The 25,964-nt window shown below is 44.0% G+C and carries 27 protein-coding genes; 22 read left to right on the forward strand and 5 right to left on the reverse strand.

Annotated elements, in window-relative coordinates; genetic code table 11:
• Positions 1 to 17 precede the first annotated feature (17 nt).
• From MHH61_RS15390 to MHH61_RS15415, 6 genes are all read left to right on the forward strand, one after another.
• Entirely contained in the window at positions 18 to 1,343 is a 1,326-nt protein-coding gene (locus MHH61_RS15390) for a dihydrolipoamide acetyltransferase family protein (RefSeq protein ID WP_025093460.1), read from the forward strand.
• A 12-nt stretch (positions 1,344 to 1,355) separates the two neighbouring features.
• A complete protein-coding gene (gene lpdA, locus MHH61_RS15395; protein WP_125586345.1) occupies positions 1,356 to 2,738 on the forward strand; it encodes a dihydrolipoyl dehydrogenase in 1,383 nt (460 codons plus the stop codon).
• Between the two features lie 25 nt (positions 2,739 to 2,763).
• Positions 2,764 to 3,465, forward strand: coding sequence for an SDR family NAD(P)-dependent oxidoreductase (locus tag MHH61_RS15400; RefSeq protein ID WP_211484809.1), 702 nt, complete (start codon positions 2,764 to 2,766; stop codon positions 3,463 to 3,465).
• On the forward strand, positions 3,443 to 4,228 hold the full coding sequence (locus tag MHH61_RS15405; protein WP_125586553.1) for an SDR family NAD(P)-dependent oxidoreductase: 786 nt from the start codon (positions 3,443 to 3,445) through the stop codon (positions 4,226 to 4,228). The genes MHH61_RS15400 and MHH61_RS15405 overlap by 23 nt, the downstream gene beginning before the upstream one ends.
• A 93-nt stretch (positions 4,229 to 4,321) precedes the next feature.
• Entirely contained in the window at positions 4,322 to 5,278 is a 957-nt protein-coding gene (locus MHH61_RS15410) for a sugar-binding transcriptional regulator (protein ID WP_024424944.1), read from the forward strand.
• A gap of 63 nt (positions 5,279 to 5,341) precedes the next feature.
• Complete coding sequence (locus MHH61_RS15415) at positions 5,342 to 5,671, forward strand: bh protein (protein WP_034281483.1); 330 nt, start codon at positions 5,342 to 5,344, stop codon at positions 5,669 to 5,671.
• A 174-nt stretch (positions 5,672 to 5,845) separates the two neighbouring features.
• On the opposite strand, the gene MHH61_RS15420 is transcribed toward MHH61_RS15415, so the two are convergent.
• A complete protein-coding gene (locus tag MHH61_RS15420) occupies positions 5,846 to 7,171 on the reverse strand; it encodes an APC family permease (protein WP_025092292.1) in 1,326 nt (441 codons plus the stop codon).
• 329 nt (positions 7,172 to 7,500) lie between these two features.
• Between MHH61_RS15420 and MHH61_RS15425 the strand changes: the two genes are divergently transcribed.
• The gene (locus tag MHH61_RS15425) at positions 7,501 to 8,457 is read left to right on the forward strand and encodes a ring-cleaving dioxygenase (RefSeq protein ID WP_034623409.1); all 957 of its coding nucleotides are present in this window, start codon (positions 7,501 to 7,503) and stop codon (positions 8,455 to 8,457) included.
• Between the two features lie 33 nt (positions 8,458 to 8,490).
• Here MHH61_RS15425 and MHH61_RS15430 read toward each other — a convergent pair whose 3' ends face one another.
• Entirely contained in the window at positions 8,491 to 9,780 is a 1,290-nt protein-coding gene (locus tag MHH61_RS15430; protein ID WP_125586339.1) for a S1C family serine protease, read from the reverse strand.
• A 168-nt stretch (positions 9,781 to 9,948) separates the two neighbouring features.
• Between MHH61_RS15430 and proG the strand changes: the two genes are divergently transcribed.
• The 10 genes from proG (at position 9,949) to MHH61_RS15480 (ending at position 20,547) form a co-directional block, all read left to right on the forward strand.
• Positions 9,949 to 10,773: a pyrroline-5-carboxylate reductase ProG gene (gene proG / locus MHH61_RS15435; RefSeq protein ID WP_125586337.1), complete on the forward strand. Its 825-nt coding sequence runs from the start codon at positions 9,949 to 9,951 to the stop codon at positions 10,771 to 10,773.
• Between the two features lie 189 nt (positions 10,774 to 10,962).
• Entirely contained in the window at positions 10,963 to 11,787 is an 825-nt protein-coding gene (locus tag MHH61_RS15440) for a M55 family metallopeptidase (protein WP_025092296.1), read from the forward strand.
• Positions 11,788 to 11,805: 18 nt separating this feature from the next.
• On the forward strand, positions 11,806 to 12,741 hold the full coding sequence (locus MHH61_RS15445; protein WP_041116384.1) for an ABC transporter permease: 936 nt from the start codon (positions 11,806 to 11,808) through the stop codon (positions 12,739 to 12,741).
• Complete coding sequence (locus MHH61_RS15450) at positions 12,738 to 13,700, forward strand: ABC transporter permease (RefSeq protein WP_024424622.1); 963 nt, start codon at positions 12,738 to 12,740, stop codon at positions 13,698 to 13,700. The genes MHH61_RS15445 and MHH61_RS15450 overlap by 4 nt, the downstream gene beginning before the upstream one ends.
• 7 nt (positions 13,701 to 13,707) lie before the next feature.
• Positions 13,708 to 14,721 (forward strand): ABC transporter ATP-binding protein, encoded by a 1,014-nt coding sequence (locus MHH61_RS15455; RefSeq protein WP_120207199.1) that lies wholly within the window; start codon positions 13,708 to 13,710, stop codon positions 14,719 to 14,721.
• The gene (locus tag MHH61_RS15460; protein WP_125586335.1) at positions 14,718 to 16,340 is read left to right on the forward strand and encodes a peptide ABC transporter substrate-binding protein; all 1,623 of its coding nucleotides are present in this window, start codon (positions 14,718 to 14,720) and stop codon (positions 16,338 to 16,340) included. Before MHH61_RS15455 ends, MHH61_RS15460 begins: the two co-directional genes overlap by 4 nt.
• 314 nt (positions 16,341 to 16,654) lie before the next feature.
• Positions 16,655 to 17,596 carry an LD-carboxypeptidase gene (locus MHH61_RS15465; protein WP_125586333.1) on the forward strand — a complete coding sequence of 314 codons (942 nt, stop codon included), beginning with the start codon at positions 16,655 to 16,657 and terminating at the stop codon, positions 17,594 to 17,596.
• The gene (locus MHH61_RS15470) at positions 17,593 to 18,672 is read left to right on the forward strand and encodes a mandelate racemase/muconate lactonizing enzyme family protein (protein ID WP_041116392.1); all 1,080 of its coding nucleotides are present in this window, start codon (positions 17,593 to 17,595) and stop codon (positions 18,670 to 18,672) included. Before MHH61_RS15465 ends, MHH61_RS15470 begins: the two co-directional genes overlap by 4 nt.
• Positions 18,672 to 19,589 carry a C40 family peptidase gene (locus MHH61_RS15475; RefSeq protein WP_125586331.1) on the forward strand — a complete coding sequence of 306 codons (918 nt, stop codon included), beginning with the start codon at positions 18,672 to 18,674 and terminating at the stop codon, positions 19,587 to 19,589. The genes MHH61_RS15470 and MHH61_RS15475 overlap by 1 nt, the downstream gene beginning before the upstream one ends.
• Positions 19,579 to 20,547, forward strand: a complete 969-nt coding sequence (locus MHH61_RS15480; protein WP_024426800.1) for an ABC transporter ATP-binding protein — start codon at positions 19,579 to 19,581, stop codon at positions 20,545 to 20,547. The genes MHH61_RS15475 and MHH61_RS15480 overlap by 11 nt, the downstream gene beginning before the upstream one ends.
• 38 nt (positions 20,548 to 20,585) lie before the next feature.
• On the opposite strand, the gene MHH61_RS15485 is transcribed toward MHH61_RS15480, so the two are convergent.
• Positions 20,586 to 21,467 (reverse strand): dimethylarginine dimethylaminohydrolase family protein, encoded by an 882-nt coding sequence (locus MHH61_RS15485; RefSeq protein WP_125586329.1) that lies wholly within the window; start codon positions 21,465 to 21,467, stop codon positions 20,586 to 20,588.
• A gap of 179 nt (positions 21,468 to 21,646) precedes the next feature.
• Between MHH61_RS15485 and MHH61_RS15490 the strand changes: the two genes are divergently transcribed.
• The 5 genes from MHH61_RS15490 (at position 21,647) to MHH61_RS15510 (ending at position 24,529) form a co-directional block, all read left to right on the forward strand.
• Entirely contained in the window at positions 21,647 to 22,168 is a 522-nt protein-coding gene (locus MHH61_RS15490; RefSeq protein ID WP_008346212.1) for an acyl-CoA thioesterase, read from the forward strand.
• 114 nt (positions 22,169 to 22,282) lie between these two features.
• Positions 22,283 to 22,609 (forward strand): PadR family transcriptional regulator, encoded by a 327-nt coding sequence (locus MHH61_RS15495; protein ID WP_024424630.1) that lies wholly within the window; start codon positions 22,283 to 22,285, stop codon positions 22,607 to 22,609.
• 4 nt (positions 22,610 to 22,613) lie between these two features.
• Positions 22,614 to 23,372 carry an NADH dehydrogenase gene (locus MHH61_RS15500; RefSeq protein WP_025092306.1) on the forward strand — a complete coding sequence of 253 codons (759 nt, stop codon included), beginning with the start codon at positions 22,614 to 22,616 and terminating at the stop codon, positions 23,370 to 23,372.
• Between the two features lie 105 nt (positions 23,373 to 23,477).
• Entirely contained in the window at positions 23,478 to 23,966 is a 489-nt protein-coding gene (locus MHH61_RS15505) for a small multi-drug export protein (RefSeq protein WP_025092307.1), read from the forward strand.
• Positions 23,967 to 23,983: 17 nt separating this feature from the next.
• Positions 23,984 to 24,529 (forward strand): GNAT family N-acetyltransferase, encoded by a 546-nt coding sequence (locus MHH61_RS15510; protein ID WP_024424633.1) that lies wholly within the window; start codon positions 23,984 to 23,986, stop codon positions 24,527 to 24,529.
• 14 nt (positions 24,530 to 24,543) lie between these two features.
• Here MHH61_RS15510 and MHH61_RS15515 read toward each other — a convergent pair whose 3' ends face one another.
• Together MHH61_RS15515 and MHH61_RS15520 are read right to left on the reverse strand one after the other, a co-directional pair.
• Complete coding sequence (locus MHH61_RS15515; RefSeq protein ID WP_125586327.1) at positions 24,544 to 25,587, reverse strand: bifunctional transcriptional activator/DNA repair enzyme AdaA; 1,044 nt, start codon at positions 25,585 to 25,587, stop codon at positions 24,544 to 24,546.
• Between the two features lie 209 nt (positions 25,588 to 25,796).
• On the reverse strand, positions 25,797 to 25,931 hold the full coding sequence (locus MHH61_RS15520; protein ID WP_073204910.1) for a YrzI family small protein: 135 nt from the start codon (positions 25,929 to 25,931) through the stop codon (positions 25,797 to 25,799).
• Positions 25,932 to 25,964: the final 33 nt, after the last annotated feature.

Below are 25,964 nucleotides of genomic sequence, written 5' to 3' on the forward strand. Positions count from 1 at the left end.
GTAAAGGGGAGAAGATCATGCCAAAAGAGATATTTATGCCGAAGCTGAGCAGTACGATGGAAGTCGGCACCTTGCTTCAATGGTTTAAAGAAGAAGGAGATTCGGTTGAAATCGGTGAGCCTCTTTTTGAAATTATGACAGACAAGATCAATATTGAGGTGGAAGCCTATGATGATGGTATTTTTCTAAAGAAATATTATGAAGCCGATGATCAAATTCCAGTCAATGCTGTCATTGGATACATCGGAGAGGCAAATGAACAGGTACCAAGCGAACCGCCAGCACAATCAGATGAAGATTCACCAGACAGCAGCGAATCGTCTTCATCAGAAGCGGCTTCATCCAGTTCTACTGAAGCTCCAAAAACACCTAATGAAAAAGTACGTGCCACACCTGCGGCGAGAAAAACGGCAAAGGATCATCATGTAGCGATTCATGAGGTATCTGGCACAGGACCTAAAGGCAGAGTTCAAAAGCGTGACGTCGAGGCGGCCGTCCACTCTAGTGAGAAAGATCAGCGCGTGTCACCACTTGCAGAAAAAGTGGCTGCTCGTGAAGGAATCAATTTAGCGAATGTTGCTGGATCTGGTGCACACGGAAAAATTATGAAGAGTGATGTAACGGCAGCAGCTGCACAAACAGCAGAGTCTTCTCCAGCGAAAACACAAAAACTAGCTGGCATGAGAAAAGTGATCGCTGATAGGATGTCACAAAGTGCCTTTACAGCACCGCACGTGACATTAACAAGTGAAATCGATATGACAAAAGCGAAAGAAGTACGCAAACAGCTATTGCCAGCGATTGAAAAAGAGACAGGCTACAGACTGTCGTTCACAGAAATTATCATTCATGCGGTCAGCAACGTACTCACACGCCACCCGCATATCAATATGACGTTTGAACAAAATGAGCTCCATTTCCATGATGATGTGCACATTGGTCTCGCTGTCGCTGTAAAAGATGGCTTAATGGTTCCAGTCATTTCTCATGCGAACCAAAAAGGGTTAAAACAGCTGACAAAAGAAGCGAAAGAAATCGGCCGAAACGCACGTGACCAAAAACTGCTGCCAGACCAGCTGAAAGGGTCCACTTTTACCATTAGTAACTTAGGGATGTATGCCATTGATACCTTTACCCCGATTATTAATCAGCCGGAAGTGGCGATCTTAGGGGTTGGGCGCATTCAAGAAAAACCTGTTGTAGTAGATGGAGAAATTCAGGTGCGGCCGATGATGGGCGTTAGTTTATCGTTTGATCACCGAGTGGTAGATGGCGCACCAGCGGCTGCCTTTTTAACAGATCTTAAAAAAGTGCTTGAACAACCATTTGAATTGCTAATGTAGGAGATGAATCGGATGACGAAAACGTATGATCTGACAGTCATTGGCGGAGGGCCTGGCGGGTATACTGCCGCCCTTCAAGCAGCTGAGCGTGGACGGAAGGTCGCATTGATTGAAGAGGATTTTCTAGGCGGTACTTGTTTAAATCGGGGCTGTATTCCTTCAAAGACGCTGCTCAAACATGCAGAAGTCATTGAATCAATTGAGAAGGCGAAAAGCTGGGGAATTGAAACAGGTGATTTGGTCCTTACCTTCGATAAAATGAGAAAGCGCAAAGATGACGTCATTGAAAAGCTCAGAGGCGGAATTGCCTTTTTATTAAAGCAAGGAAAGATTGATGTATATAACGGCAGAGGTACAGCTGTTACAAAGCACCGGATTGAGATTGAAAAGCAAGATGGGGCAGAATCGATCGAAACGAAAGAACTCATCATTGCTACTGGATCTTCACCTGCCATTCCGCCAATACCGGGCCTTAAAGACATTCAATTTGACACAAGTGATACAATCTTTGACATTCCAGATATTCCGGCTTCTGTCGTCATCATTGGCGGCGGTGTCATTGGACTTGAGCTGGCTTGTATCTTCCAGAGTCTTCAATCAAAAGTCACGATTATCGAAGCGGCTCCGTCTATTATTCCGCAAGAGGATGAGGAAGCATCTAAGCTGCTAGAAAGAGAATTAAAGAAAAAAGGCATCCATATCGCGAAAAAAACCACTGTGACAGAGGTGACGGAAAGCGAAGGAATCAAAGCGGTTCATGCATCAGACGATAAAGGAGAGACCCATATCTTTACGGCTGAAAGACTGCTTGTTTGTGTAGGAAGAAGACCTAGCGTTTCTGCTGTCAGCCAGCTTGACCTTCAGCTGGATGGTCCTTTTATCAAGGTGAACGACAAGATGCAGACAAGCGTGGAAGGTGTCTATGCAGTTGGGGATGTCGCTGGCGGCTATCAGCTTGCTCACGCAGCGATGGCAGAAGCCGCTGTTGCGGTCAGTAATATTTGCGGTGTTTCTGAAAAAATGAATGCTGATATCATGCCTAGATGTATTTATACATTACCAGAGGTAGCAAGTGTTGGTCTAACTGAAAAAGAGGCAAAAGCCAAAAGACTTAACGTGCGGGCAGAACGATTTGATTTAGCAGCAAGTGGTAAAGCATTAGCGGCAGGCGAGCAAACAGGTTTTATTAAATTGGTATACGATACAGCCTATGGTGAAGTGATTGGCGCGACGATGGTTGGCCCGCATGTCACAGAGATGATTTCAGAAGCTTCCTCCTTTATGTATTTAGAAGGAACAGCAGAAGAGATGGCGAAAATGATTCATCCGCATCCGACCATCTCAGAAGGTTTTTATGAAGCAGCACTTGATATCGTGAGTAAGCTGAGAAAATAAATGCCAAACAAGGGATAGGGAGGAGATGCATGTGCACGTCCAGCTTCATCAGAAAGCGGCACTTGTGACAGGTAGCACAGATGGATTTGGAGAAGCCATCTGCCTGGCTTTAGCCCGGGCAGGTGCACATGTTTTTTTACACACGTTTCATGATGAATCAAAGGCTAAAACCATTCGTGAAGACATTCAAAAAATGGGCGGTCAAGCGAGTATCATTCAGAACCCGCTGGAAACGCCGCGTGATGCCACACAGATGCTGAGGCAAGTGATTGATACATGCGGTAAACTGGATATTTTGGTCAATCAAGCTGAACAAGGAGCGGACGCGGAGCTTGATGACGTGAGCCCAGATGAGTGGGTGGATGAAGTGGAATCGGCTGTGAATACCGTCTTTCTTTCCAGTCAGGCTGCCGTATGGCATATGGTTGATCAGAAGCAAGGCTGCATCATTAATATATCGTCATCAGGCAGTATCACAGGGGATGGCGGGATCTCACATGCTACATCAAAATCTATGCTGAATGCCATGACAAAAGGGTTAGCGAGAGAATTTAAAGACAAAGGTATCCGGGTGCTTGCGCTGCTGCCGCCGCCTCTCCATTTGGTTCCTGATACAGAGCAAATCAAGGAGACTGTGGCCCATATGACGGTGTTTCTCAGTACATCCTATGGTGCATTTACAGATGGCGCGGCGATTATGCTTGATGGGGGTGAGAGTGCTGGCTAATGTTCAAAAACCAGTTCTCATCGTTGGCGGAGCCCAAGGGATCGGAAAAAAAATTGCTGAGCGATTTTTAAAAGAAGGGCACCAAGTCGCCGTGTCAGATATAGACGAAAAGGGACTTTCGCTCTTAAAGACACAGTATCCTCAGCTGCTGATATTTCAAGCTGACGTTTCATCGTGGGAAAGTGTTCAGCAAATGATATCAGCAGCTGAAAGGGAGCTGGGCGGTATTGCTCACCTTGTGTATTCAGCAGGAATGACAAAATCACTGCCTTTTTTAGAAGTCGATTTTTCACTTTGGAAAAAGACACTTGCTGTGAACTTATATGGTCTTTACTATTGCATCAAAGCGCTGGCACCCTATATGTGTGAGCGGGAGGAAGGCAGTGTTGTCATTATTGGATCGGGATCGGCAATCACCGGATCAGGCGGCGGTATTCAATATTATGCATCAAAAGCAGGGGCTTTTGGATTGATGCGTTCGCTCGTAAAAGAACTAGGCTCGCATCATATACGCATCAATGTGATTGCCCCCCGCGTCATTGAATCTCAAATGCTTGATACGCTCTATCCTACTGTAGAGGAGAAACGGCAGCTGCAATCACTCATTCCCATCGGAAGATTAGGAAAGCCTGAGGATATTGCAGGACTCACTTTATTTCTCACACGTGGCGAGGGGAGTTATTTGCACGGACAAATTATCCTGTTAGACGGAGGGAGAACGTATCAGCCGAAATATACTGAGGGAAAAAGAGCGGAGAGTTAATCGCTCTTTTTGTCATTTTCATAACAATTGTTCCAATTGGAAACGAATGTTTGGTATACTGGTAATCATAGTATATTAAAAGGATGATGTCACATGCTGAATTGGGAAGAAAGACGACAGCTCGTCAAAGTTGCTCATCTTTATTATACAGACGGGTGGACGCAGCAGGAAATTGCAAAAAAGCTCAATGTCTCAAGACCAGTCATTTCAAAGCTCTTACAAAAAGCAAAAGATGTGGGAATCGTTGAAGTGTACATTAAAGACGAAAGCATTCATACGGTGGAACTTGAAAAGCAGCTAGAAACAACCTTTCAATTAACAGATGCGGTCGTTGTCCCAAGTGTCGGGACAATGTCTGAGATGGTGAAGCGGGCAGTCGGTCAAGCAGGCGCCTATTATTTGTCTAAAAACATGAAAAATGCGGAGAAAATCGGTATTTCATGGGGCACGACGCTTGCTGAGCTTGTCAAAGAATATCCTTTTGAACGAAGAAATGATGTGAAGGTCATTCCTTTAGAAGGCGGAATGGGCAGGCAGGCGGTCGACATTCATGCCAATCAGCTGGCATATGAGCTGGCAAAGAAAATGAACGGCACGTGTTCCTATTTATATGCCCCTGCGATTTTAGAAACAGAAGAATTAAAAGAACGGCTTATGGCGATGCAGGACATAGAAGCTGTGCTTGAAGAAGGCAGAAATGTGGATATTGCCCTCATCGGTATTGGCAACCCGCATAAAGGGTCAACTTTAAAAACAGTCGGTTATTTAAAAGAAGAGGACTTATCTGGTTTAAGGCAATCAGGGGCTGTCGGTGATATTGGCTTTCGTTTCTTTGATGGAGAAGGAAAACCTGTTCAAGATGAACTGAATCAAAAGGTCATTGGCTTATCGCTGGAACAATTAAAGAGCGTCAAAACGGTCATCGCTGTTGTAGAAGGAACCCATAAAGCTGAGAGCATTTTAGGGGCTTTAAATGGCGGCTTCATCCAAGTACTGGTGACAGACGAACTAACGGCGGCAGCCATTTTAAAGGAAGCATCCGTTCAATAAAAGACTGGCAGCGTTCGAATAGTATAACAAGAGCAACATCAAACGAGAAAGGAGCTGTGTATCTTGAAGCAAACCGAAATGGAAGCAAACCTACACTGTACTCGGTGCCAAGAAGAGACCCTCCACAGCATCGTTTATGTGAATGATCAGATGAAAAGCGTTGAGTGTACAGAGTGTCATCAAAAGATCAGTGTGCAAGTCGACATCATGAAGGAATTTTACAAGGAAGTATACGAGAAAATAGCAACAAAGCCAAAGCGGATCACGCAGGAATATAAGTCGAACCTGAATGGATTTATCTCAAGACTCCCAATCCGCGTGCTTAGTAAGCCATACCGGCTCATGAGATATTTAAACGAATCATACAAAGTGATCAAACAATATAAAAAATGAAGCAGAGACCATTTAGCGCTCTGCTTCAGCGTGTAGGCAAACCCTCGCATTTTTTGTCAGGCCTCTGTTACTGTGCTCACGAATGTCACATTCTCTCCGCTCCGGTACTCGTCTTTCCTACACTGCAAAGGTTTTCTATTACGCTGAGAAGAAGGAAAAAAAGCAGAGCACTGATTAGTGCTCTGCTTTTTTTTGTGCTTTTTTCATATAATAATAAATAGGCAGTCCGGCCATCCCGATCAGCATGGAGATCAGGCAGCTTTTCCAATCGGTGATCATGGTGCTGATTAAAACGAATAATGAACCGATAATCGCAATGATCGGTGTCAGCGGGTAAAGTGGTACACTGTACGCACGCTTCATTCCGCTGTTTTGTTTTCTCAGCTTAAAGACGGCGAAAAAGGCCATGACATAAAAGATGTAGATCATGAAAATCGACACCTCAGACAGCTTCTCTGGATTACTGACGATCATAAACACAATGGCGATCAAAATTTGCACAAATACAGCGATCCAAGGTGTTTTAAACGTTGGGTGAATCCGCGAAATCGCGTTGGCGAAAGGAATCTGCTTTCGCTCTGCCATCGCAAAAATCACACGTGGGAATGAAAGAACTTTTCCGTTCAAACAGCCAAAGATACTGATGATGATCCCAATACTAATGATTTTCCCGCCAATTGGTCCAAAGAGCATGGTAGCAGCAGTGCTTGTTGCATTTTCACCTAACTGGACGATTTGATCAGCTGGCAGCACGTGCAAAAGTGCGACATTGATAAAGAGATAACAAGCCGTCACGATTAAAATTCCGCCTGCCATCGCGCGAGGAAGCAGTTTCTCAGGGTTTTTCATTTCACCACCAAGCGCAGCAAGTAAAATCCAGCCATCATAGGCAAACAGCGTAGCCAAAATCGCTGCACCGAAGTTCATTTGAGCGATACTATCGTTGACGGCCATGAAGATGTTTTCGTTACCTTTCCATATGCCAAACACAATAATCGCGGCAATTGGGACAAGCTTTCCGATAGTGGTCAGCCCCTGAACAAATCCGCCGTATTTTGTTCCCATGATGTTAATAATACATAAAAATAAAACGGTGATAATGCCGATCGTTGTAGACCATAAAGTCGAAAGAGAAAATAAATTGGCTAATAATGAACCAAAATAAAGACCAAGTGCACCAATGATGGCAGGTCCGTAAATAATAATCTGCACCCAGCCGCATAAGTAGCCCCAAAATTCACCATACACTTCTTCAAGATAGGCGTACAAACCGCCGGTTCTCGGGATTTGTGTACCAATTTCAGCGACAGTCAGTCCGCCTGCAAGGGTTAAGATCCCACCTAACAGCCAAGCGAATAATGCGATGTCTGAGCTTCCTGAATAGGAAAGGACGTTGCCTGGTTTCATAAAGACGCCTGAGCCGATAATGGTCCCGATGACAAGAGATAGGGCGAAAAATAAGCCGATGTCTTGTTTTAACGCTGGTTGTTCTTTGTTCATTACACACGACCTCCTGCATCACTTTCGTACGTTACTGTGACATGTATTTTGTTCATTGTAATACGATTTTAGGAAAACAAGAATTAAAAAAATTTTCTGATTTTCTTATTTGTATTTAAAAGTGTTCGTTTATTGGAGATATTAGGGTAAATGTTGTGTTAAAAACGAACAATGGAAGTTTATTTTTGATTTAATGTTAATTTAATGACCGGAAACCGAACATCCAGTAAACGTGCAGTCAAATGGTTGACTTTTCTTGAAAAATGAACTATTTTATTCATAAGGATATTATCTCGAATTCGAGATATTTTAAAATAGGAGTGAAAATAATGAAAATCAATGGGATTCACCACGTATCTGCGTTAACAGCCAATGCTCAGAAAAATGTTGATTTCTACCGCCAAATCCTTGGCTTAAAACTTGTAAAGAAAACAGTCAATCAGGATGATCCGTCTATGTACCACTTGTTTTATGGAGATGAGGTCGCTTCACCAGGAACAGAGCTAACATTCTTTGAAATTCCAATGCTTGCCCGCCGTTTGGAAGGGACAAATGCGATCACAAGCACAGGTCTTCTCGTTTCTTCTGAAGAGGCACTCACGTTTTGGGAAAAGCGGTTTGAAGATAAAGGCGTGCAGCAAGAAACAGCTTCCTTGAGAGGCGGAAGACCTGCTTTGCGTTTTAAAGACCCAGAAGGGCAGCAGCTGTTTTTAACAGTAGAACCGAATACGCAAGAGGCAGGCTCACCGCCAGTGCATGACGATATTCCGGCAGAGTTTGCGATTAGAGGTTTAGGTCCAGTTGAATTAACCGTTGCAGAAGCTGACAAGACGATCCGTGTGTTAACGGACATCCTTGGTTTCACTGAAAGAGCACGTGAACAATCAAATGATGGTGAGATCGTGACCATTTTTGAGTCAGGAAATGGCGGTGCTGGAACAGAAATTCATGTGATCGAAAAAACAGAAGGGCCTTCTGAACGTTCCGGCAGAGGCAGTGTGCATCACGTCGCATTTCGCGTGAAGGATGCAGAGGAGCTTGAAAAATGGTATGAAAAAATCTCAAAAGCAGGCTTTACGAACTCTGGTGTTGTAGAACGCTTTTACTTTAAAGCTCTTTACTTTAGAGAGCCAAATGGTATTTTATTTGAAATTTCAACAGATGGTCCTGGGTTTACAGTCGATGAAGGGGTGGATGTACTTGGCGATCAATTAGCCCTTCCGCCGTTCCTAGAGCATAAACGAGCAGAAATTGAACAAAGATTAACACCAATTCAGTCGTCATAAAAAAAGCAGCTCATCAACTGAGCTGCTTTTTCATTAGGAACTGACCTGCTTAGATTCAGATTGTGTTAATGTGACCTGCTTTGTTTCTTGTTTTCCGTTTCGAATGAGGGTGATGCTCACGGTATCTCCTACTTTTGCATTCGTGTATAGCTCATGACGTAATTCGCTGCCAGTTTTGATTTGTTTCCCATTGATGCCGGTAATGACATCCTCTGATTTTAAACCAGCTTTGGCGGCAGGTGAACCTGCGGCAATATCTTTGACGTACACGCCTTGATCGAGCTGACTGCTTTTGAGTCCGAGAGTTTCTTTTTGATACACATCTGGAACTTGTTCGAGATCCAGCATCCTGATGCCGATATATGGACGTTCAATTTTTCCTTTTGTGAGAAGCTGATCAGCGATTGGTTTGACATCATTGATTGGCAGTGCGAACCCAATGCCTTCAACACCTGTTTCAGAGATTTTCATACTCGTGATCCCCACAACCTTTCCGTCTGTCGTCAGAAGCGGGCCGCCGCTGTTACCTGGGTTAATAGCTGCATCTGTTTGAATGACATTAATGCTGCTTTCGCCTGCTGATGTGTTCATAGAGACTGTTCGGTCGACGCCGCTGACAATTCCTTGTGTCACCGTTCTTGAAAGATCTTCACCAAGCGGGTTTCCGATCGCAATGACGGTTTCCCCAGCACGCAGTGAGGAGGAATTGCCTAATGCCGCAACCTTTGTCACATGACTGCTGCTAATTTCCACAACGGCTAAGTCAGTGAGCGGATCAGCTCCAACGAGTTTTCCTTCAATGGTTTTGCCATCGTGTAAGGATACGGTGAGTTTATTTGCGCCTTCAATGACGTGGTTGTTTGTTAAGATATAGGCTTTATTGCCTGATTTTTTGAAAATGACTCCTGAGCCTGTACCGGTTTCTTCCTCTTGACTGCTTTTGTTTTGCTGTGATTCATCGAAAGGCGTACTGAAATCGCCAAAGCTCGTGTCTGTTTGAGTTTGCGCTTGGTAGTTTGTAATGCCGACAATAGCTGGTGATACATTTTCGACCATACTGGAGATGCTGCTTGATGAATTTGATGTTTGGACGGCTGTTGTTTTTGACGAATTCGTGTGATTTGTCGATACTGCTTCAGTTTTCGCTGCCGAATCATTTGCGGTGCTGTCTGATGAATGCTGAGCATATGGCGTAAGAACGTAGACACCTAACGCTAATGTACCGCCTACAACACCGCTGACAAATGGCTTAAACCAGCCGTTTGGCTTTTTCTGCTTTTGAGGTTGTTCAATTGTTTGTTTGTCATCTTTGTGCTGTGTCAATTCAATCACTCTCTTTCAATGATTTTTTCATGTATGTGTTTGGGTGTTTTACCGTATGTGGTGGGGACTGACTTTATCGTATGAAAAAAGTGTGGGATAAAAATGAAAACATTGTGGGAAATTGTTAAAATAAGTAGTGAATCTAAGCAAGATAGAGGAGATTAAACTGTGGAGACAATTGGAATCATTGGATATGGAAGTATGGCTGATATGATGGTGCAAAAGTGGCTGGAAAATGGGGTGCTGGATGCTCATCAAATCATGATCCATACAAGAAGCGAAACGGTGCGCCTTCATCAGCTCAAAGAAAAGCACCAAGAAATCAACATTTGTTCATTAGACGAACTTTCTGCGTCATGTGATATATTGTTTGTCTGCGTGCCGCCGCTTGCTGTACTAAATGTTCTGGATCAGCTGCCTTCTAAAGGGAGAGCGGTACATATTGTGTCAGTAGCAGCAGCTGTGACATTAGAAAAGTTACAGGCGCATACAGCGCAGCCAGTATCCAGATACATCCCAACGCTCACGTCAGCTGTTGGGACAGGTGTATCCCTTGTTGCGCATGGTGCAGCCGCAGGACGTGAGGACAAGGAGCGTTTGCACCGGCTGCTTTCAGCTTTTAGCATCGTCAGGGAGGTAGAGGAAGACCGGTTTGATGCGGCGAGCAATTTGACAAGCTCATCTCCTGGTTTTATCGCTGCTCTTTTTGAAGAAATGGCAAAAGCGGCTGTGAGAAATAGTGATCTTTCCTTAGAGGAAGCGAATGAATTTTTAACGTATGCCCTTTTAGGAACTGGCCAGATCCTCGTAGAACGAGGCCTAACCTTTGCTGAAACTGTCGATAGAGTGGCGACAAAAGGGGGAATTACAGGAGAAGGTGCTGAGGTCATTCAACAGCAGGCACCTCAGATGTTTGATGATTTATTTACACAAACCATGAAGAAATATGAACAGCTGAAATCGCAGATTAACGAAGCAGATAAACACCACTAAAGACATAGTTAGTGGTGTTTTATTTGTTAAAAAAATCCTTTCTAAAAAATCCTTTTGACCTGTATTATCTGAGTCTAAACTCCTTATTTTCGGACATTGTATTGAAAAATCAATCAAGTTCTCATATAATTTTTTAGAAAATTTAGAAAAATATACACAAATTTTATGTTTAATTAAAGGGGGATGGGAATGAAGCTCTATCTATCTGTCGATATGGAGGGAATTACTGGTCTAGCTGATCATACATTTGTTGATTCACGCCAGCATAACTATGAGCGTGGCAGACGCATTATGACGGGTGAAGTGAACGCCTGTGTAGAGGCGCTTGTCCAGCATGGTGCCACCGACATTTTGGTCAATGACAGTCATTCTAAAATGAATAATCTTTTGATCGAAGAGCTGCATGAAGAGGCAGTTCTCATATCAGGTGACGTAAAGCCTTATTCAATGGTGCAAGGATTGGATCAAACCTATGATGCAGCTGTTTTTTTAGGCTATCATGCAAGGGCATCAATGAAAGGTGTGATGTCACACAGTATGATTTTTGGGGTCAGACATTTTTACATAAATGATCATCCAATTGGTGAAATGGGCTTTAATGCGTATGTTGCAGGCTACTATGGTGTGCCGGTGATTCTTGTTTGCGGGGATGATCAAGCAGCACTTGAGGCAGAAAAGCTGATGCCTGGTGTGAAAACAGTGGCAGTGAAAGAAACCATCTCAAGATCTGCTGTGAAATGCTTACCTCCAGCCAAAGTCAATCAACAAATCTCGCAGCAAGTGGAAGCCGCGATGAAACAGATTGATCAAATGAAGCCGCTGACGCCTCCTGATCAGCCGCTGCTTAAGATTGAGTTTGCCAATTATGGACAAGCTGAATGGGCGAATTTAATGCCCGGTACTGCCATCATAGAAGGAACAACGACGGTGACGTACCAGGCAGACAATATATTAGAAGCCTATCAAGCAATGCTTGTCATGACAGAGCTTGCCGCACGTACAACATTTTGTTAAGCGAGGGGGAGACAGCAGATGGCCAGCTTTTTGCTCAAGCGTTTTATTGCGATGATCGCTACGATCTTAACGATTACGACTTTAACGTTTATTTTAATGAAGGTCATCCCAGGATCGCCTTTCAATGAAGAACGAAATACAAACGAAACCGTCCAGCGAAACCTCGAAAGCTACTATCACTTAGACGAACCACTCTATGTTCAATATGTCATTTATTTAAAATCCATTGTTACCTTTGATTTTGGTCCTTCCATTAAAAAGCCTTCTGAAAGTGTCAATGATCTATTGGCGAGAGGCTTCCCAGTCTCATTAGAACTTGGTCTTATCTCAATATTGATTGCTGTCATCTCTGGCATCCTGCTAGGGGTTATGGCTGCCCTCCGGCATAATGGTTTGATTGATTACATCGCCATGACGATTGCTGTATTCGGTATATCCATTCCAAACTTTATCTTTGCTACCTTATTAATTCAGCAGCTTGCTGTCAATTTGAAGCTCTTTCCTACAGCGATGTGGACAAGTCCAATGCATATGGTGCTGCCTACAATCGCCCTTGCTGTTGGCCCAATGGCCATTATCGCCAGGTTAACGAGGTCGAGCATGATTGAAGTGCTGTCGCAAGACTATATCCGTACGGCCAAAGCAAAAGGACTTTCTCCCTTTAAAATTGTATTTAAACATGCGCTTCGGAATGCACTTTTACCCGTTGTAACCATTCTTGGAACACTTGTCGCAAGTATTTTAACAGGAAGTTTTGTCATTGAAAAAATATTTGCCATTCCTGGAATGGGAAAATACTTTGTCGAGAGCATAAACAACCGTGATTATCCTGTCATCATGGGAACCACTGTTTTTTACAGCATTATTTTAATCACACTTCTCTTCATTGTCGATGTGGCGTATCGTCTCCTTGATCCAAGGATTCAGCTGCATCAGAAAGGAGGAAAGGCATGAGTATACACCTTCAGCATGATCCACCGAACAGGCATCCTGAAGTGCCGGACGAATGGTTTTCTCCACGAGAGCAAAAGAAAACAGAAGCCCATGCCATTAAAAGACCCTCTCTTTCCTACTGGGCTGATACATGGAGGCGGCTGAAGCAAAATAAGCTTGCAATGTTTAGTCTATCGGTTCTGATTTTTCTTTTTGTCATGGCAGTCTTAGGTCCATTGCTTGCACCAAATAGTGTGACAGAGCAGCGTCTTTCGATGCAAAATCTGCCGCCCTCGGCTGCTCACTGGTTTGGAACAGATGAGCTTGGACGAGATGTGTTCACACGCACTTGGTACGGAGCACGCATTTCGTTATTTGTGGGTGTCATGGCAGCCTTGATTGATTTTGCCATCGGTGTGATTTATGGGGGCATAGCCGGTTATAAAGGCGGACGCTATGACCATGTCATGATGCGGATTGTCGAGGTGCTCTACGGACTTCCTTATTTACTTGTCGTCATTTTATTGATGGTGCTCATGGGACCAGGGCTTGTCACCATTATTGTAGCGCTCACTGTCACCGGATGGATTGGAATGGCAAGAATTGTGAGAGGTCAGGTTCTTCAGCTGAAAAGCCAGGAATATGTCCTTGCCTCAAAGACCTTTGGTGCCAAAAGCCTGCGGATCATTCGCCGCAACCTGCTGCCGAATACGATGGGGCCGATTATCGTCCAAATGACCCTGACTGTGCCGACTGCGATATTTGCTGAAGCGTTCCTAAGCTTTCTCGGTTTAGGTATTCAAGCACCGTTTGCAAGCTGGGGCGTGATGGCCAATGATGCTTTGCCGACTGTGCTGTCAGACAATGGACATTGGTGGCGTTTATTTTTTCCGGCATTTTTTATTTCACTCACGATGTTTTGCTTTAACAATTTAGGTGATGGCTTGCAAGATGCGCTTGATCCAAAGATGAAGAGGTGATGGCGCTTTGAAAAAAGTTCTACAAATCATCGATCTGCACGTCAGCTTTCGGACATACGGCGGTTCAGTTCAAGCAGTACGCGGAGTGAATGTCGATGTATATGAAAAAGAAACCTTAGCCATTGTGGGAGAATCAGGCTGCGGGAAAAGTGTGACATCACAAAGCATTATGAGGCTTCTGCCTGCATACAGCGCGCATGTCGATCAGGGAGAAATCTGGTTTCAAGACCGCAACTTGCTGTCATTATCTGAAAAAGAAATGCGCGCCATACGAGGTGTCGATATTTCGATGATCTTCCAAGATCCGATGACGGCACTGAACCCTACCTTGACAATAGGGGATCAGCTGATGGAGGCGGCGAAGGAGCATCAAAAGCTGACGAAAAAAGAAGTGAAAGAAGCCGCCATAAAGATGCTTGATTTGGTTGGTATTCCGCAGCCGAAGGAGAGATTAAAGCAATACCCGCACCAATTCAGCGGGGGAATGAGGCAGCGGCTCATGATTGCCATGGCACTGATTTGTGAGCCAAAGGTGCTGATCGCAGATGAACCGACGACCGCGCTGGATGTGACCATACAGGCACAAATTTTAGAACTGTTTAAAGAGATTCAGAGGAAAACAGGGGTTACCATTATCTTAATCACACACGACTTAGGAGTCGTAGCCCAAGTTGCCGACCGGGTAGCAGTCATGTACGGAGGGAAAATGGTTGAAACCGGAACAAGGCAAGATATTTTTTACAGTCCGCAGCATCCTTATACAAAAGGACTCCTGCAATCCGTTCCAAGACTTGATATGAAAGATGAACTGATTCCGATTGAAGGAAGCCCGCCTGATTTATTTGCACCGCCAAAGGGCTGTCCGTATACCGATCGCTGCCCGGCTGCCATGAAAGTGTGTGATCATATCATGCCGCACGAAACGCAGCGGTCACCTACTCATACAGTGCATTGCTGGCTCCAGGATGAGCGAGCGAACCAAGCGATGTTATCTTCAACACAAAGGGGGAGTTTTTCATGAGAAAAAAAGGGTGGATCATTAGTGTTTGTTTGTTCATCATCATGCTGCTCGCAGGATGTACAGCCAATGAGCAAGCAGGTAAAGGATCATCGAGCAACAAGAATGAAAAGAAAGTATTAACCTTAAATAACGAAAACGAACCGACGTCATTTGACCCGCCGATTGGTTTTAATAATGTATCGTGGCAAGGACTGAATAACTTAATGGAGGGATTAACGAGGCTGAATGAAAAGCACGAACCATCTCCTGCAATGGCGGAAAAATGGGAAATTTCAGAGGATGGAAAAACGTACACATTTCATTTAAGAGACGGCATCAAGTGGTCGAATGGTGATCCAGTGAAAGCGAGTGACTTTGAATATGCGTGGAAGCGTCTGCTTGATCCGAAAACAGGCTCCTCTGCATCGTTCTTAGCTTACATGATTGAAGGAGGAGAGGCATTTAACAGCGGAAAAGGAAAGAAAGAGGATGTAAAAGTCAGTGCTGAAAATGACAAAACGCTAAAGGTCACACTGGCATACCCGCAGAAATCGTTCTTAAATATGACCGCAAACCCTGCCTTTTTCCCTGTCAATGAGAAGGTAGCAGAGAAGGATCCAAACTGGGCAAAGGATGCCAAAACCTTTGTTGGGAATGGACCGTTTCAGCTGACAGAATGGAAGCATGATGAGAGCTTCACTATGGAAAAAAGTGAGACGTATTGGGACAAAAAATCAGTCAAGCTGGATCAGGTAAAGTGGCTGATGATCAGCGATCGAAACACTGATTATCAAATGTATCAATCGGGAGATTTAGATACTGCCTTCGTCCCAGCAGAACAAAGTGAAAATTTGCTGAAAAATAAAGATGTACAAATTGAAGATCAGGCTGGACTGTTCTTTTATCGTCTGAATGTGAACATGGAACCTTTTCAAAATAAGAACATTCGCAAAGCCTTTCAAATGGCGATCAATCCGCAAGATATCGTGGATTATGTCACGAAAAATAAAGAGAAGCCAGCTCGCGCCTTCGTTTCACCGGGGATTTTAGATTCAAAGGGTGAGGATTTCAGAGAAGCTGGCGGTGATCTTGTCAAACAAGATACGAGTGAAGCTGCAAAACTATTAGAAAAAGGGCTGAAAGAAGAGAACTATTCAAAGCTGCCGCCCGTCACATTGACATATAGTACAAAGCCTGAGAACAAGAAAAAAGCTGAAGCCATCCAGCAGCAATTAAAAGAAGCGCTGGGTGTGGACGTGAAGCTTGCAAACATGGAAGCCAATGTATTTGCAGAGGATCAAAAGGCACTGAAATTTCAATTCTCGCAAAGTTCATTTTTAGCAGACTATGCAGATCCGATTAACTTCCTAGAGAGCTTTCAAACAGGGAATGCGATGAACCGGACTGGATGGTCAAACGACACCTATGATCAGCTGATGAAAAAGGCGAGTCAGGAAGCAGATGAACAAAAAAGAAACAGCATCCTTCATGATGCAGAGGCACTTCTCATTGAAGAAGCACCAATCATTCCAATTCATTTTTATAATCAAGTTCATTTGCAAAAAGAGGGCGTGAAGGGAATTGTCCGCCACCCTGTTGGGTATATCGATTTGAAATGGGCGCAAGTAGATGGAGAGTAATTGAAGGGAATGAGGAACACGGACGCTTTGAACAAAAGCGTCTCAGCGCGGACAAACCCTCGCATTCTTTGTCAGACCTGCGCTTCGGTGCTCATGAATGTCAAATTCGCTCCGCTCCGATGCTCGTCCTTCCTAGGGCTGCAAAGGTTTTCAGGTCACGCTGAATAGAAGACAAAGGGCTAAAATAAAGATCATTTTAGCCCTTTGTCAACAATATGGGACGCTTTGAACAGAAGCGTCTGTTCCTTTATTTGTTCATGTTATGGAGAAAATGCCCATAGATTGTAAGAAATAAAGAGAAAGAGGGGATTGGCATGAACCAGCTGCCAGCGGCGCTTCAAACAGGGGATACGGTGGGGATTATCGCACCAGCAAGCCCGCCTGATGAATTGAAATTAGCAAAAGGGATTGCCTTTTTAGAAAGCCTTGGGCTAAAGGTGAAAAAAGGGAAGTATCTCGATTCCCGGTACGGGTATTTAGCAGGGCGTGATCATGAAAGAGTGGAAGATCTTCATGGCATGTTTCAAGATCCAGAAGTCAAAGCAGTTATTTGTGCCTGCGGAGGGTACGGAACTGGAAGACTTGCGGAAGCCATTGATTATGACCTCATTCGCCGGAATCCAAAAATCTTTTGGGGTTATAGTGACATTACGTTTTTACATACGGCCATCCAGCAGCAGACTGGTCTTGTGACCTTTCATGGTCCAATGCTTTCCTCTGATGTGGGACTTGAAGAGGTCCATCCGTATACGAAGGATACCTTTTTGCAGCTGTTCACGCCGAAGCCCTTTACGTATACGCATCACTTGTCACCTCTTCATACCTTCTACCCCGGCACCGTTTCAGGTGACATTATAGGAGGGAATCTTGCTCTCATCGTGACAACACTTGGTACACCTTTTGAAATTGATACGAAGGGAAAGCTGTTGTTCATTGAAGATATTGACGAAGAGCCCTATAAAATCGATCGCATGATGCAGCATCTCACCTCTGCTGGAAAATTGGATGATGCGGCTGGATTCATCATTGGAGATTTTCATCAATGTGAACCAAAAAAGAAAGACCAGTCCTTAACCTTGGAACAGCTGTGGGAAACCTATATTGTGCCGCAAAAGAAACCCGCACTCGGCGGCTTTCGGATCGGTCATTCATCACCGAACTTTGCCTTTCCGATGGGCGTGCAGGCTGCACTAGATGCCGCAGGGAAAAAACTGCACATTTCTCCAGGCGTTGCAGCGAAAGAGGCGATCAAATGAAAATTGTCGATGTTCGTACATGCAGAACGAGTGTACCGCTAAAAAAGCCTTTCAAAACCGCTTTAAGAACGGTGTATGACGCCGCATCTCTGATCGTTATCATCACATATGATCAAGGTGACGTCAGCTACGGAGAGGCAGTTCCCACATCGGTGATTACAGGAGAAACGCTGGAAAGCATCGACTATGCCATCTGTGAAGTAATCAGACCTATTTTGCTCGGGGCTTCCTTGGCAGAGTATGAACAAATCTTTTCTGCTATGAACCGCGTGCTCGCAAGCAACACAAGCGCAAAAGCTGCAATCGATATGGCCATTTATGATGGCTTAGCAAAGCAGGCAGGACTTCCGCTTTATCAATACCTTGGCGGATATCGTCATCAGCTCGAAACCGACTATACGGTCAGTGTAAACCGGCCGCTTGAGATGGCAGAAGATGCGAAGCAATACGCAGCTGAAGGTTTTCAGACGTTAAAGATCAAAGTAGGAAAAGATGATATACACACGGATATACAGCGGATCAAGCGGATTCGAGAAAAAGTCGGGCCAGACATTCAGATCAGGCTCGACGCCAATCAGGGCTGGACATGGAAGGAAGCGATCACAGCTATTCGAAAAATGGAAGCGCTGAATATTGAATTAGTAGAACAGCCAGTGCCGAAAGAAGATATCAAAGGCCTGCGCCGTGTGACGGAAGCAACTGAAACATTGATCATGGCAGACGAAAGCATTTTCAGTTTTCATGATGCAATCAAGGTGCTTGAAATGAGAAGCTGTGATTTGATCAATTTAAAATTAATGAAATCAGGCGGCATAAAAGAAGCATTAAAAATCAATGCCCTTGCCGAAGCATACGGTGTTCAGTGCATGGTTGGCAGTATGATTGAGTCAAAGCTTGGCATTACAGCAGCGGCACATTTCGCCGCAAGCCAGCCGAATATCACCCGCTGCGATTTTGATGCCCCGCTTATGCTGAAAGAGGACATGATAGACGGAGGAATCGTGTACAAAGGAAAAGATATATTTTTACCGCTGCATCATGGGTTAGGCATTCAAGGGGTGAAAGGAGTCTCATGATGATATACGAATCAAAGGTTCCAGTCGCTAATGTATGGACAGCGCCGCAGTCTCCCCGAGAAATCGATCGAAAGGTACTTCAGGACTCCATCAACATCAAAGAATGGATTGACCAGCAAACATATGAAGAAAAGCTGGCTTTATGTGAAGAAAATTTGATTCAATCTCAAGTACTGCTCGGCGGACGAGTGATTGGATTAGAAGAGACAGATGGTTGGATGAAAGTCGTCATTCCGCAGCAGGCCAGCCGGAAACATCCGCAAGGCTATCCAGGCTATATGCCTGCTGAGCAATTAAAACAAGTAACAGAGGGAAGTGCGTCAGCTGCATCTCTTATCGTTTGTCAGAAAAAAGCCACGCTCTATCAAAACGGGGAACCTGATATGGAGATTAGCTTTTTAACAGAGCTGGCAGCCGCCAAAGAAACAGATGATCAATTTCATGTTGTCACCCCATTAGGAATAAGAGAAATCAACAAAGCGGATGTACGCCCAGTATCGCAAGCTTTCTCTATGACCGGCAAAGATGTCGTAGACGCAGGAAAACAATTTATTGGCCTTTCTTATTTATGGGGAGGCATGAGCAGCTTTGGCTATGATTGTTCAGGCTTTGCTTACAGCATGTACAAAGCGTGCGGATATCTTTTGCCGAGAGACGCAAGTGACCAAGCAGTTCAAGGAACACCGGTTACATCAAGCCATTTAGAACAAGGTGACTTGCTGTTTTTTGCAAATGAAAACGGAAAGGGAGCGGTCCGTCATGTAGGGATCTACGCTGGGGATGGGATGATGCTTCATTCGCCTAAAACTGGCAGACAAATTGAGCTTCTTTCCCTTTCTGGCACTTCATATGAAAAGGAATGGGCAGGTGCAAGGCGGTATTTACCAAGCGAGAGGAGGAGTGATCATGACAGTTGAACCACTTTTACAAGTAAACAACCTCAAAAAACATTTTCATCTTTCGAAAGGAAGAACCTTAAAAGCGCTGGATGGTGTCTCTTTTCAGCTGAAACAAGGTGAAACCTTTGGTCTCGTTGGTGAGTCTGGTTGCGGCAAATCCACACTTGGAAAAGTGCTCATGCGTCTTTATGAACCAACAGATGGTGAAGCCTTATATGAAGGGAAAAGTCTTCACCACCTTTCTAAAAAAGAATCATTTGATTTCAACCGGCAAATGCAAATGGTCTTTCAAGATCCGTATTCCTCGTTAAATCCAAGACTGTCAGTAAAAGATATTATGCTGGAGCCAATGGAGATTCATCAGCTTTATGGGAGTCAAAAGAAAAGGATTGCCCGCGTGAAAGAACTGCTCGAAGCGGTAGGATTAAGCTATGATTTTGCTACCCGCTATCCGCACGAATTTAGCGGGGGACAAAGGCAGAGAATCGGCATTGCAAGAGCACTTGCCTTAGCGCCAAAGTTTATTGTCGCAGATGAGCCGATTTCTGCACTAGACGTCTCCGTCCAAGCGCAGGTCGTGAATCTGCTGAAAAAACTGCAAAAAGAGGAAGGATTAACATTTCTCTTTATTGCACATGACTTGTCAATGGTGAAATATATTAGTGACCGGATCGGTGTGATGTATTTAGGCCATCTCGTCGAGTTGACGACAAGCGATGCATTATATCAAACACCGCTTCACCCATATACACAAGCCTTGCTGTCTGCAATCCCCATTCCAGATCCTGACGTAGAGGACAAGCGCAAAAGGTTTATTTTAAAAGGAGAAATTCCAAGTCCAGTGAACCCGCCAAGCGGCTGTGTATTTCGAACAAGATGCCCTGCCGCAATGGATGTGTGTGCTGAAAAAAAGCCGGCATTACAAGCGGTGGAAGAAGGACATGAAGTCGCCTGTCATTTATATAATAGAAAATAGGATAAGCTAGACAAAAGCCAGTTAGTAGACAAGCTGTTCTACATGCTGGCTTTTTTAATAGATGAACGCCGAATAGGCAATGTGCAGCATCTGAAAGAGCCGCCAGATTTAATAATTTCAGAAAAGTCAACTTCAATAACGGTGTATCCGTGAGCGGTTAACGCAGCATTTGTTTCTTGGTTGCTGGGCAAGCTGATCACTTTTTTCTGCCCAATGGATAAAACATTTGGTCCAAGTGTGAATTGCTCTTGTTCGCTGATTTCAATCAAATCATAATACGTTTTGAGCAGCTGGAGATCCTTTTGCTTGAACGCTTCAGGATAAATGATGATCTCGTCATGAGACAGAATATTCATCACACAATCAAGATGCAAAATGTGAGGAGGAAGGTGAATCGGAATGATGTCATGATCCGGCAGCTCCTTTTTGAGCTGGTAGATAGCGGCTGGACTAGTTCTTTTGCTCGTGCCAACAAACACACGGTTCTGATCCACAAGCACATCGCCGCCTTCAATCGTTCCGTCTGTCAAAGTGACAGCTGACCACCCTTTTGCTTGTGCCCATTCTTTTAGGTATTGTTCTTCCCCTTGCCGAACCGGAGCGGCCATACTTGAAACAAACAGTGTATGTCCAATCGTAAACCCAATATCCCGAGTGAAGACTTGCTCAGGGAAGAGGTCATTCGCCGGAAGCAGGATGGGCCGTACTTGATTCTCTTTAAGGGTTTGAATCAATTGCTTATGCTGAGCGACTGCTTTCATTTGAGAAATATTTTCTTTCGCAAAATGTTTCTGGGTTTCGTTAATAATTTGTTTGATTTCCATATAAATAGGACTGCATAAAAGAACTTCTTCTAAATCGTCGTATTCACTCATGCATTGCGGCATTTTGTATAATTGCTCTGCTCTCATAGAATCCATCAAATGGCCTCCTTGTTCATTCATAGTTCTATTATTCCTTCTTCTAGCCATGGTTGAAACATTTCCGAAAGAAAATCTCTCACATAAGACTAAAGCAAAAAGTTTAGACAAACCTAAAAGAATAGTGTTTAATAAAAGTCGTTCCGCATCCACGAAAACAGCAAGAAGGAGCTATGATGATGAGTGAAGAAAATTTCAAATACTGCAAGGAATCGAAGGTTGTTAAAACCAGCAGGGTGTTCCCTCTCGATACGAATAACCACCAAACGTTATTTGGCGGGAAATTAATGAGTTATATAGATGACATTGCCTCCATCTCGGCAGCAAGACACAGCCGCAGTGAAACGGTCACAGCTTCAATGGATTCTGTTGACTTTTTAGAGCCGATTGGACAAAAGGAGTCCGTATGCTTGGAATCCTATGTCACATGGGTGGGCACGTCTTCTATGGAAGTGTTCGTCAAAGTCATTAAAGAAAACTTGATGTCTGGAGAGCGCAGACTCGCAGCAACTTCATTTCTGACATTTGTCTCATTAGATGAAAACGGAAAGCCTAAACGAGTCCCGCAGGTGATGCCGGAAACAGAGGAAGAGATCATGCTTCATCAAACAGCGAAGCAGCGGGCAGAGGAAAGAAAAAGCCGCCGCAAGCATAGTAAGGCGCTTGCTGACGCACTTGGGACAGATAAGCCTTGGGCGTAAAAATCACCCTTTAAGCGGTGATTTTTTTCTGGAATGGTATCTTGCATGGCAAGGTAGTGTGTGGTAAGATAAAGCTATCTTGTGATGCAAGGTACTGGAATCGGAGGAACAATCATGACAACATCCACACAAATGCTAAAAGGAATTTTAGAAGGCTGCCTGCTGTCGATTATTTCTGAGGGCGAAATTTATGGGTATGAAATGACGAAGAAGCTCGCGCATTATGGGTTTGATCAAATAAGTGAAGGCAGCATCTATCCGATTTTGCTGCGTATGCAAAAGGAACAGCTGGTGACCACCGTCACAAAAGCGTCAGCGACCGGGCCGAAAAGGAAATACTATACGCTCACACAAGCGGGAGAACAAGCGCTCACAGAGTTTATTGACCGCTGGAATGAGCTTTCAAAAAATGTAAACCGCTTATTACAAAAAGGGAAGTGAGATTATGGTATCAAAAGAAACAAGACACATTCTACTAGAGCTGCAACTTTATCTCATATCAAAGGGAAAAAATCAGGATGAAATCGATGAGCTGATGGACGAACTGACAGCACATGCGGTTGAGGCTGAAAAAGACGGCAAAACAGGTGAGGATGTGTTCAGCGGAGATCCGCGGAGCTATGCTGATGAACTGGCAAAAGAGCTGTCAGGGAATCATAAAGACTGGGTGCCATTCGTCAGTGCTTTCTTAATTGGATCGCTTTTTTACATGATTTTAGCAGATGCAATCAGCCAAAACTTATCCTATTCTTGGTTTGCTTTGATTGGATATCCGCTCGTTTTAGTGGCCAATGTTATCATGATCATTGTGATGTTTAGAGCGTCCGCCTTTCAAACAAGCAGCCGGGTATTTCTCTACTTTTGGATGTTAGGAATCTTTCAGCTGACAGCGATGGTGACAATCAAACTATTGGATCAAAAAGTCGGCACACCACTACTTGTCCTTACTTCTGGCCAGAGGTGGGGCGTCATTTTGCTCATGCTGCTATGTATCGTTGTATTTAATGCAATCTTAAAGGCGAATGTCGTTTCATTGATTCCGATTATCTTTTTCGGACCGCAGCTCATCTTCGAATGGATTGGCTGGACGTCACCAAGTGTGATTTTGCTGCAAAGTCTGCTATCTATTGTGATTTTAATAGGGCTTATATTCATTGTACTGCGCCGGACAAATAAGAAAAATGAAAATACGAATGTAAACTGAGCACATCCTATCCGATGTGCTTTTCTTTTTCTAAAAAAATGTAGAAATGGAATTGTCTTTTTCATTACAATGGGGAGAGGACAAAAATGAAAAGGGGTTCTGTTTTTGGATATTGTATGGGGATATGTACTCGTTTTTGTATTGGCTGCCTTGCCTTTTTTTGAAGTGATTGGTGTCGTTCCATTCGCAATCTTAAGTGGGCTGCATCCTGTGACAACGGCTGTGATTGGATTCATCGGCAACTTTTTGACAGTCTTGCTTCTCATTGTGTTTGTGGACCGGTTTAAAGCATGGTGGTTAAAAAGAAAAGAGGAAAAAGGTGATGAAAAAGGAGAGAAAAAGCAGCTGCGGGCGAGAAAAATTTGGGAACGATACGGTCTGCCTGGGTTAGCGCTCATAGGACCTTTTATCATCGGCAGTCACTTAGCAGCCTTGATGTGCATGAGCTTTGGAACGAAAAGAAAGCAAGTCGCGGTGTGGATGACTGTCAGTTTAATGATGTGGACAGCGCTGGCTGCAAGTTTAACCGGTGCGGGCTTCCATTACTTTGCCCCAGATTCAAATGGGTTGTTCGGAGATATTTTTAGCAAGTAAAAAAGGGGGGATCATCAATGACAGTTCAAACAAGAACAGTATTTGAAACAGAGCGCCTGAAACTGAGAACGATGAATGAACATGATGCGTCATTTTTATATGACGAGCTGTTTCAGGATGAAGAAGTGATGAAGTATTATCCTTCTTTGAAGGATGAACAGCAGACAAAAGAGTGGATTGCATGGAATCAAAAAAATGACCGCATGTACCACACCTCGCTATGGATCATTGAAGATAAAGAAACAAATGAACGACTTGGACAAAGCGGCATTGTCCTGCAAAACATTGAAGGACAAACCGAGCTTGAGATTGGCTATATGCTAAAGAAAGCGGCGTGGGGGAATGGCTATGCTGCTGAGGCTGCAAAAGGCTGCCTTACCTATGGATTTGAAGAAATGAAGGTCAGACGGATGGTCAGCCTAATTCGTCCTGAGAATGAAGCGTCGGTGAAGGTCGCTTTAAAAATGGGCATGAAAAAAGAAAAAACCATTTCAAAATGGGACCAAATCATTGATGTATACAGCATCACCCGTAACGGAGAAAACGGCTCGCTTACCGAATAAGCAGAGCCGTTTTTTTATGCACGCTGTTCTAACTGAAGCAAATATTTCTTCCGTTCAATCCCTCCGCCGTAGCCTCCAAGCTCACCACTTGTTTGAATCACGCGGTGGCAGGGAATGATAATCGCCAATTGATTGGCACCATTTGCATTACCAACGGCACGAACCAAATGCGGATCGCCTAGTTTCGTGGCTATATCTCGATAGGATCTCGTTTCGCCTGCTGGAATGCGTGAGAGCTGGTCCCACACCTTCATTTGAAAAGGGGTGCCATGTAAAGAAAGCGGTACAGTAAACTTGGTCAGCTTTTTCTCAAAATATAAGGCCAATTCCTTTGCTAATTGCTGATGGACGTTTGTTTCTCCAACTAAAATGCGGGCATGATGCTTCTTTCTTAATGTTTCAATTTCTTTTTCGAGTCCCCGCCTGTCCATAAACTCCAGTAAATACACATGTGTGGCATCTGTCACACTCATCATCCGCCCGATCGGTGTGGAAATAAAATTAGCATAGAGAATGTGAATCTGCGCTTTTTTAGGGGGATTTCCCATGATTTTCGTAAATGCATCATTGAAGGCACTTGAAGATTCATAGCCGAAAGTGACCTGCTGATCGATTACTTTTTTTCCGTTCAAAATTTCTTTAAAGGCAAGTCCCATTCGGCGTGATCTTGCATATTGAACAAAGGTCATGCCGTAAATGTCTTTAAACTTTCTTCGAGCTGTGGCAGAGTGAATCCCTAATTGGCGGAAGTCCTCTTCCTTCCAGCGTTTCTCAGGATTTTTTTCTACTGCTGAAACGAGTGTTTTGACTTCTTCAGGAATGCTGTTAGGGTATGTTAATGGTGTGCAGCGCTTGCACGGGCGATACCCTGCCAGCAGTGCTTCCTCCGCTGTAAAGAAAAACTCACAGTTTTCAAATTTTGGCTTTCTGGCCGTACATGTGGCATGACAGAAGATACCGGTTGTCTTAATACAGGCAAAAAATGTGCCGTCATATTGCGGATTCTTGTCAACAAGTGCTTGATAAAATTCATGTTTTTGTTCATCGGTCATCATCATATGAAGCCACCTCTTGATTTTCTATAAAATGTTTTTCAGCATTGTTTGGGGTACGACGGATGATCTGTAAATACATCATCCTAAAGTTGAACGTTCATCGCATCAATCTGATTTCATTATATCAGCGATGTGATCATTGACGTATCCGTGCTTTAAGGAACAATCAAGCATCATAAACATGTCAATCTCCTCCTTTTCTCATTCCTGTTTTAGTTCATATATTTTAGTTGCTTCTGTTTCATTTCTTCATAAAATGCTTCAACTTCTTGTTCGTAAAGTACGGTCTCCATGTCCTTGTATTTACGCTTGATCGTCAATGTCATAAAAAATAAATGGATTGTCATATACGCTCATTTCCCTTCAGTCCGCAGCACGCG

Source organism: Bacillus sp. FSL K6-3154 (genome assembly GCF_040869395.1).
Taxonomy (GTDB): Bacteria; Bacillota; Bacilli; order Bacillales; family Bacillaceae; genus Bacillus; species Bacillus safensis.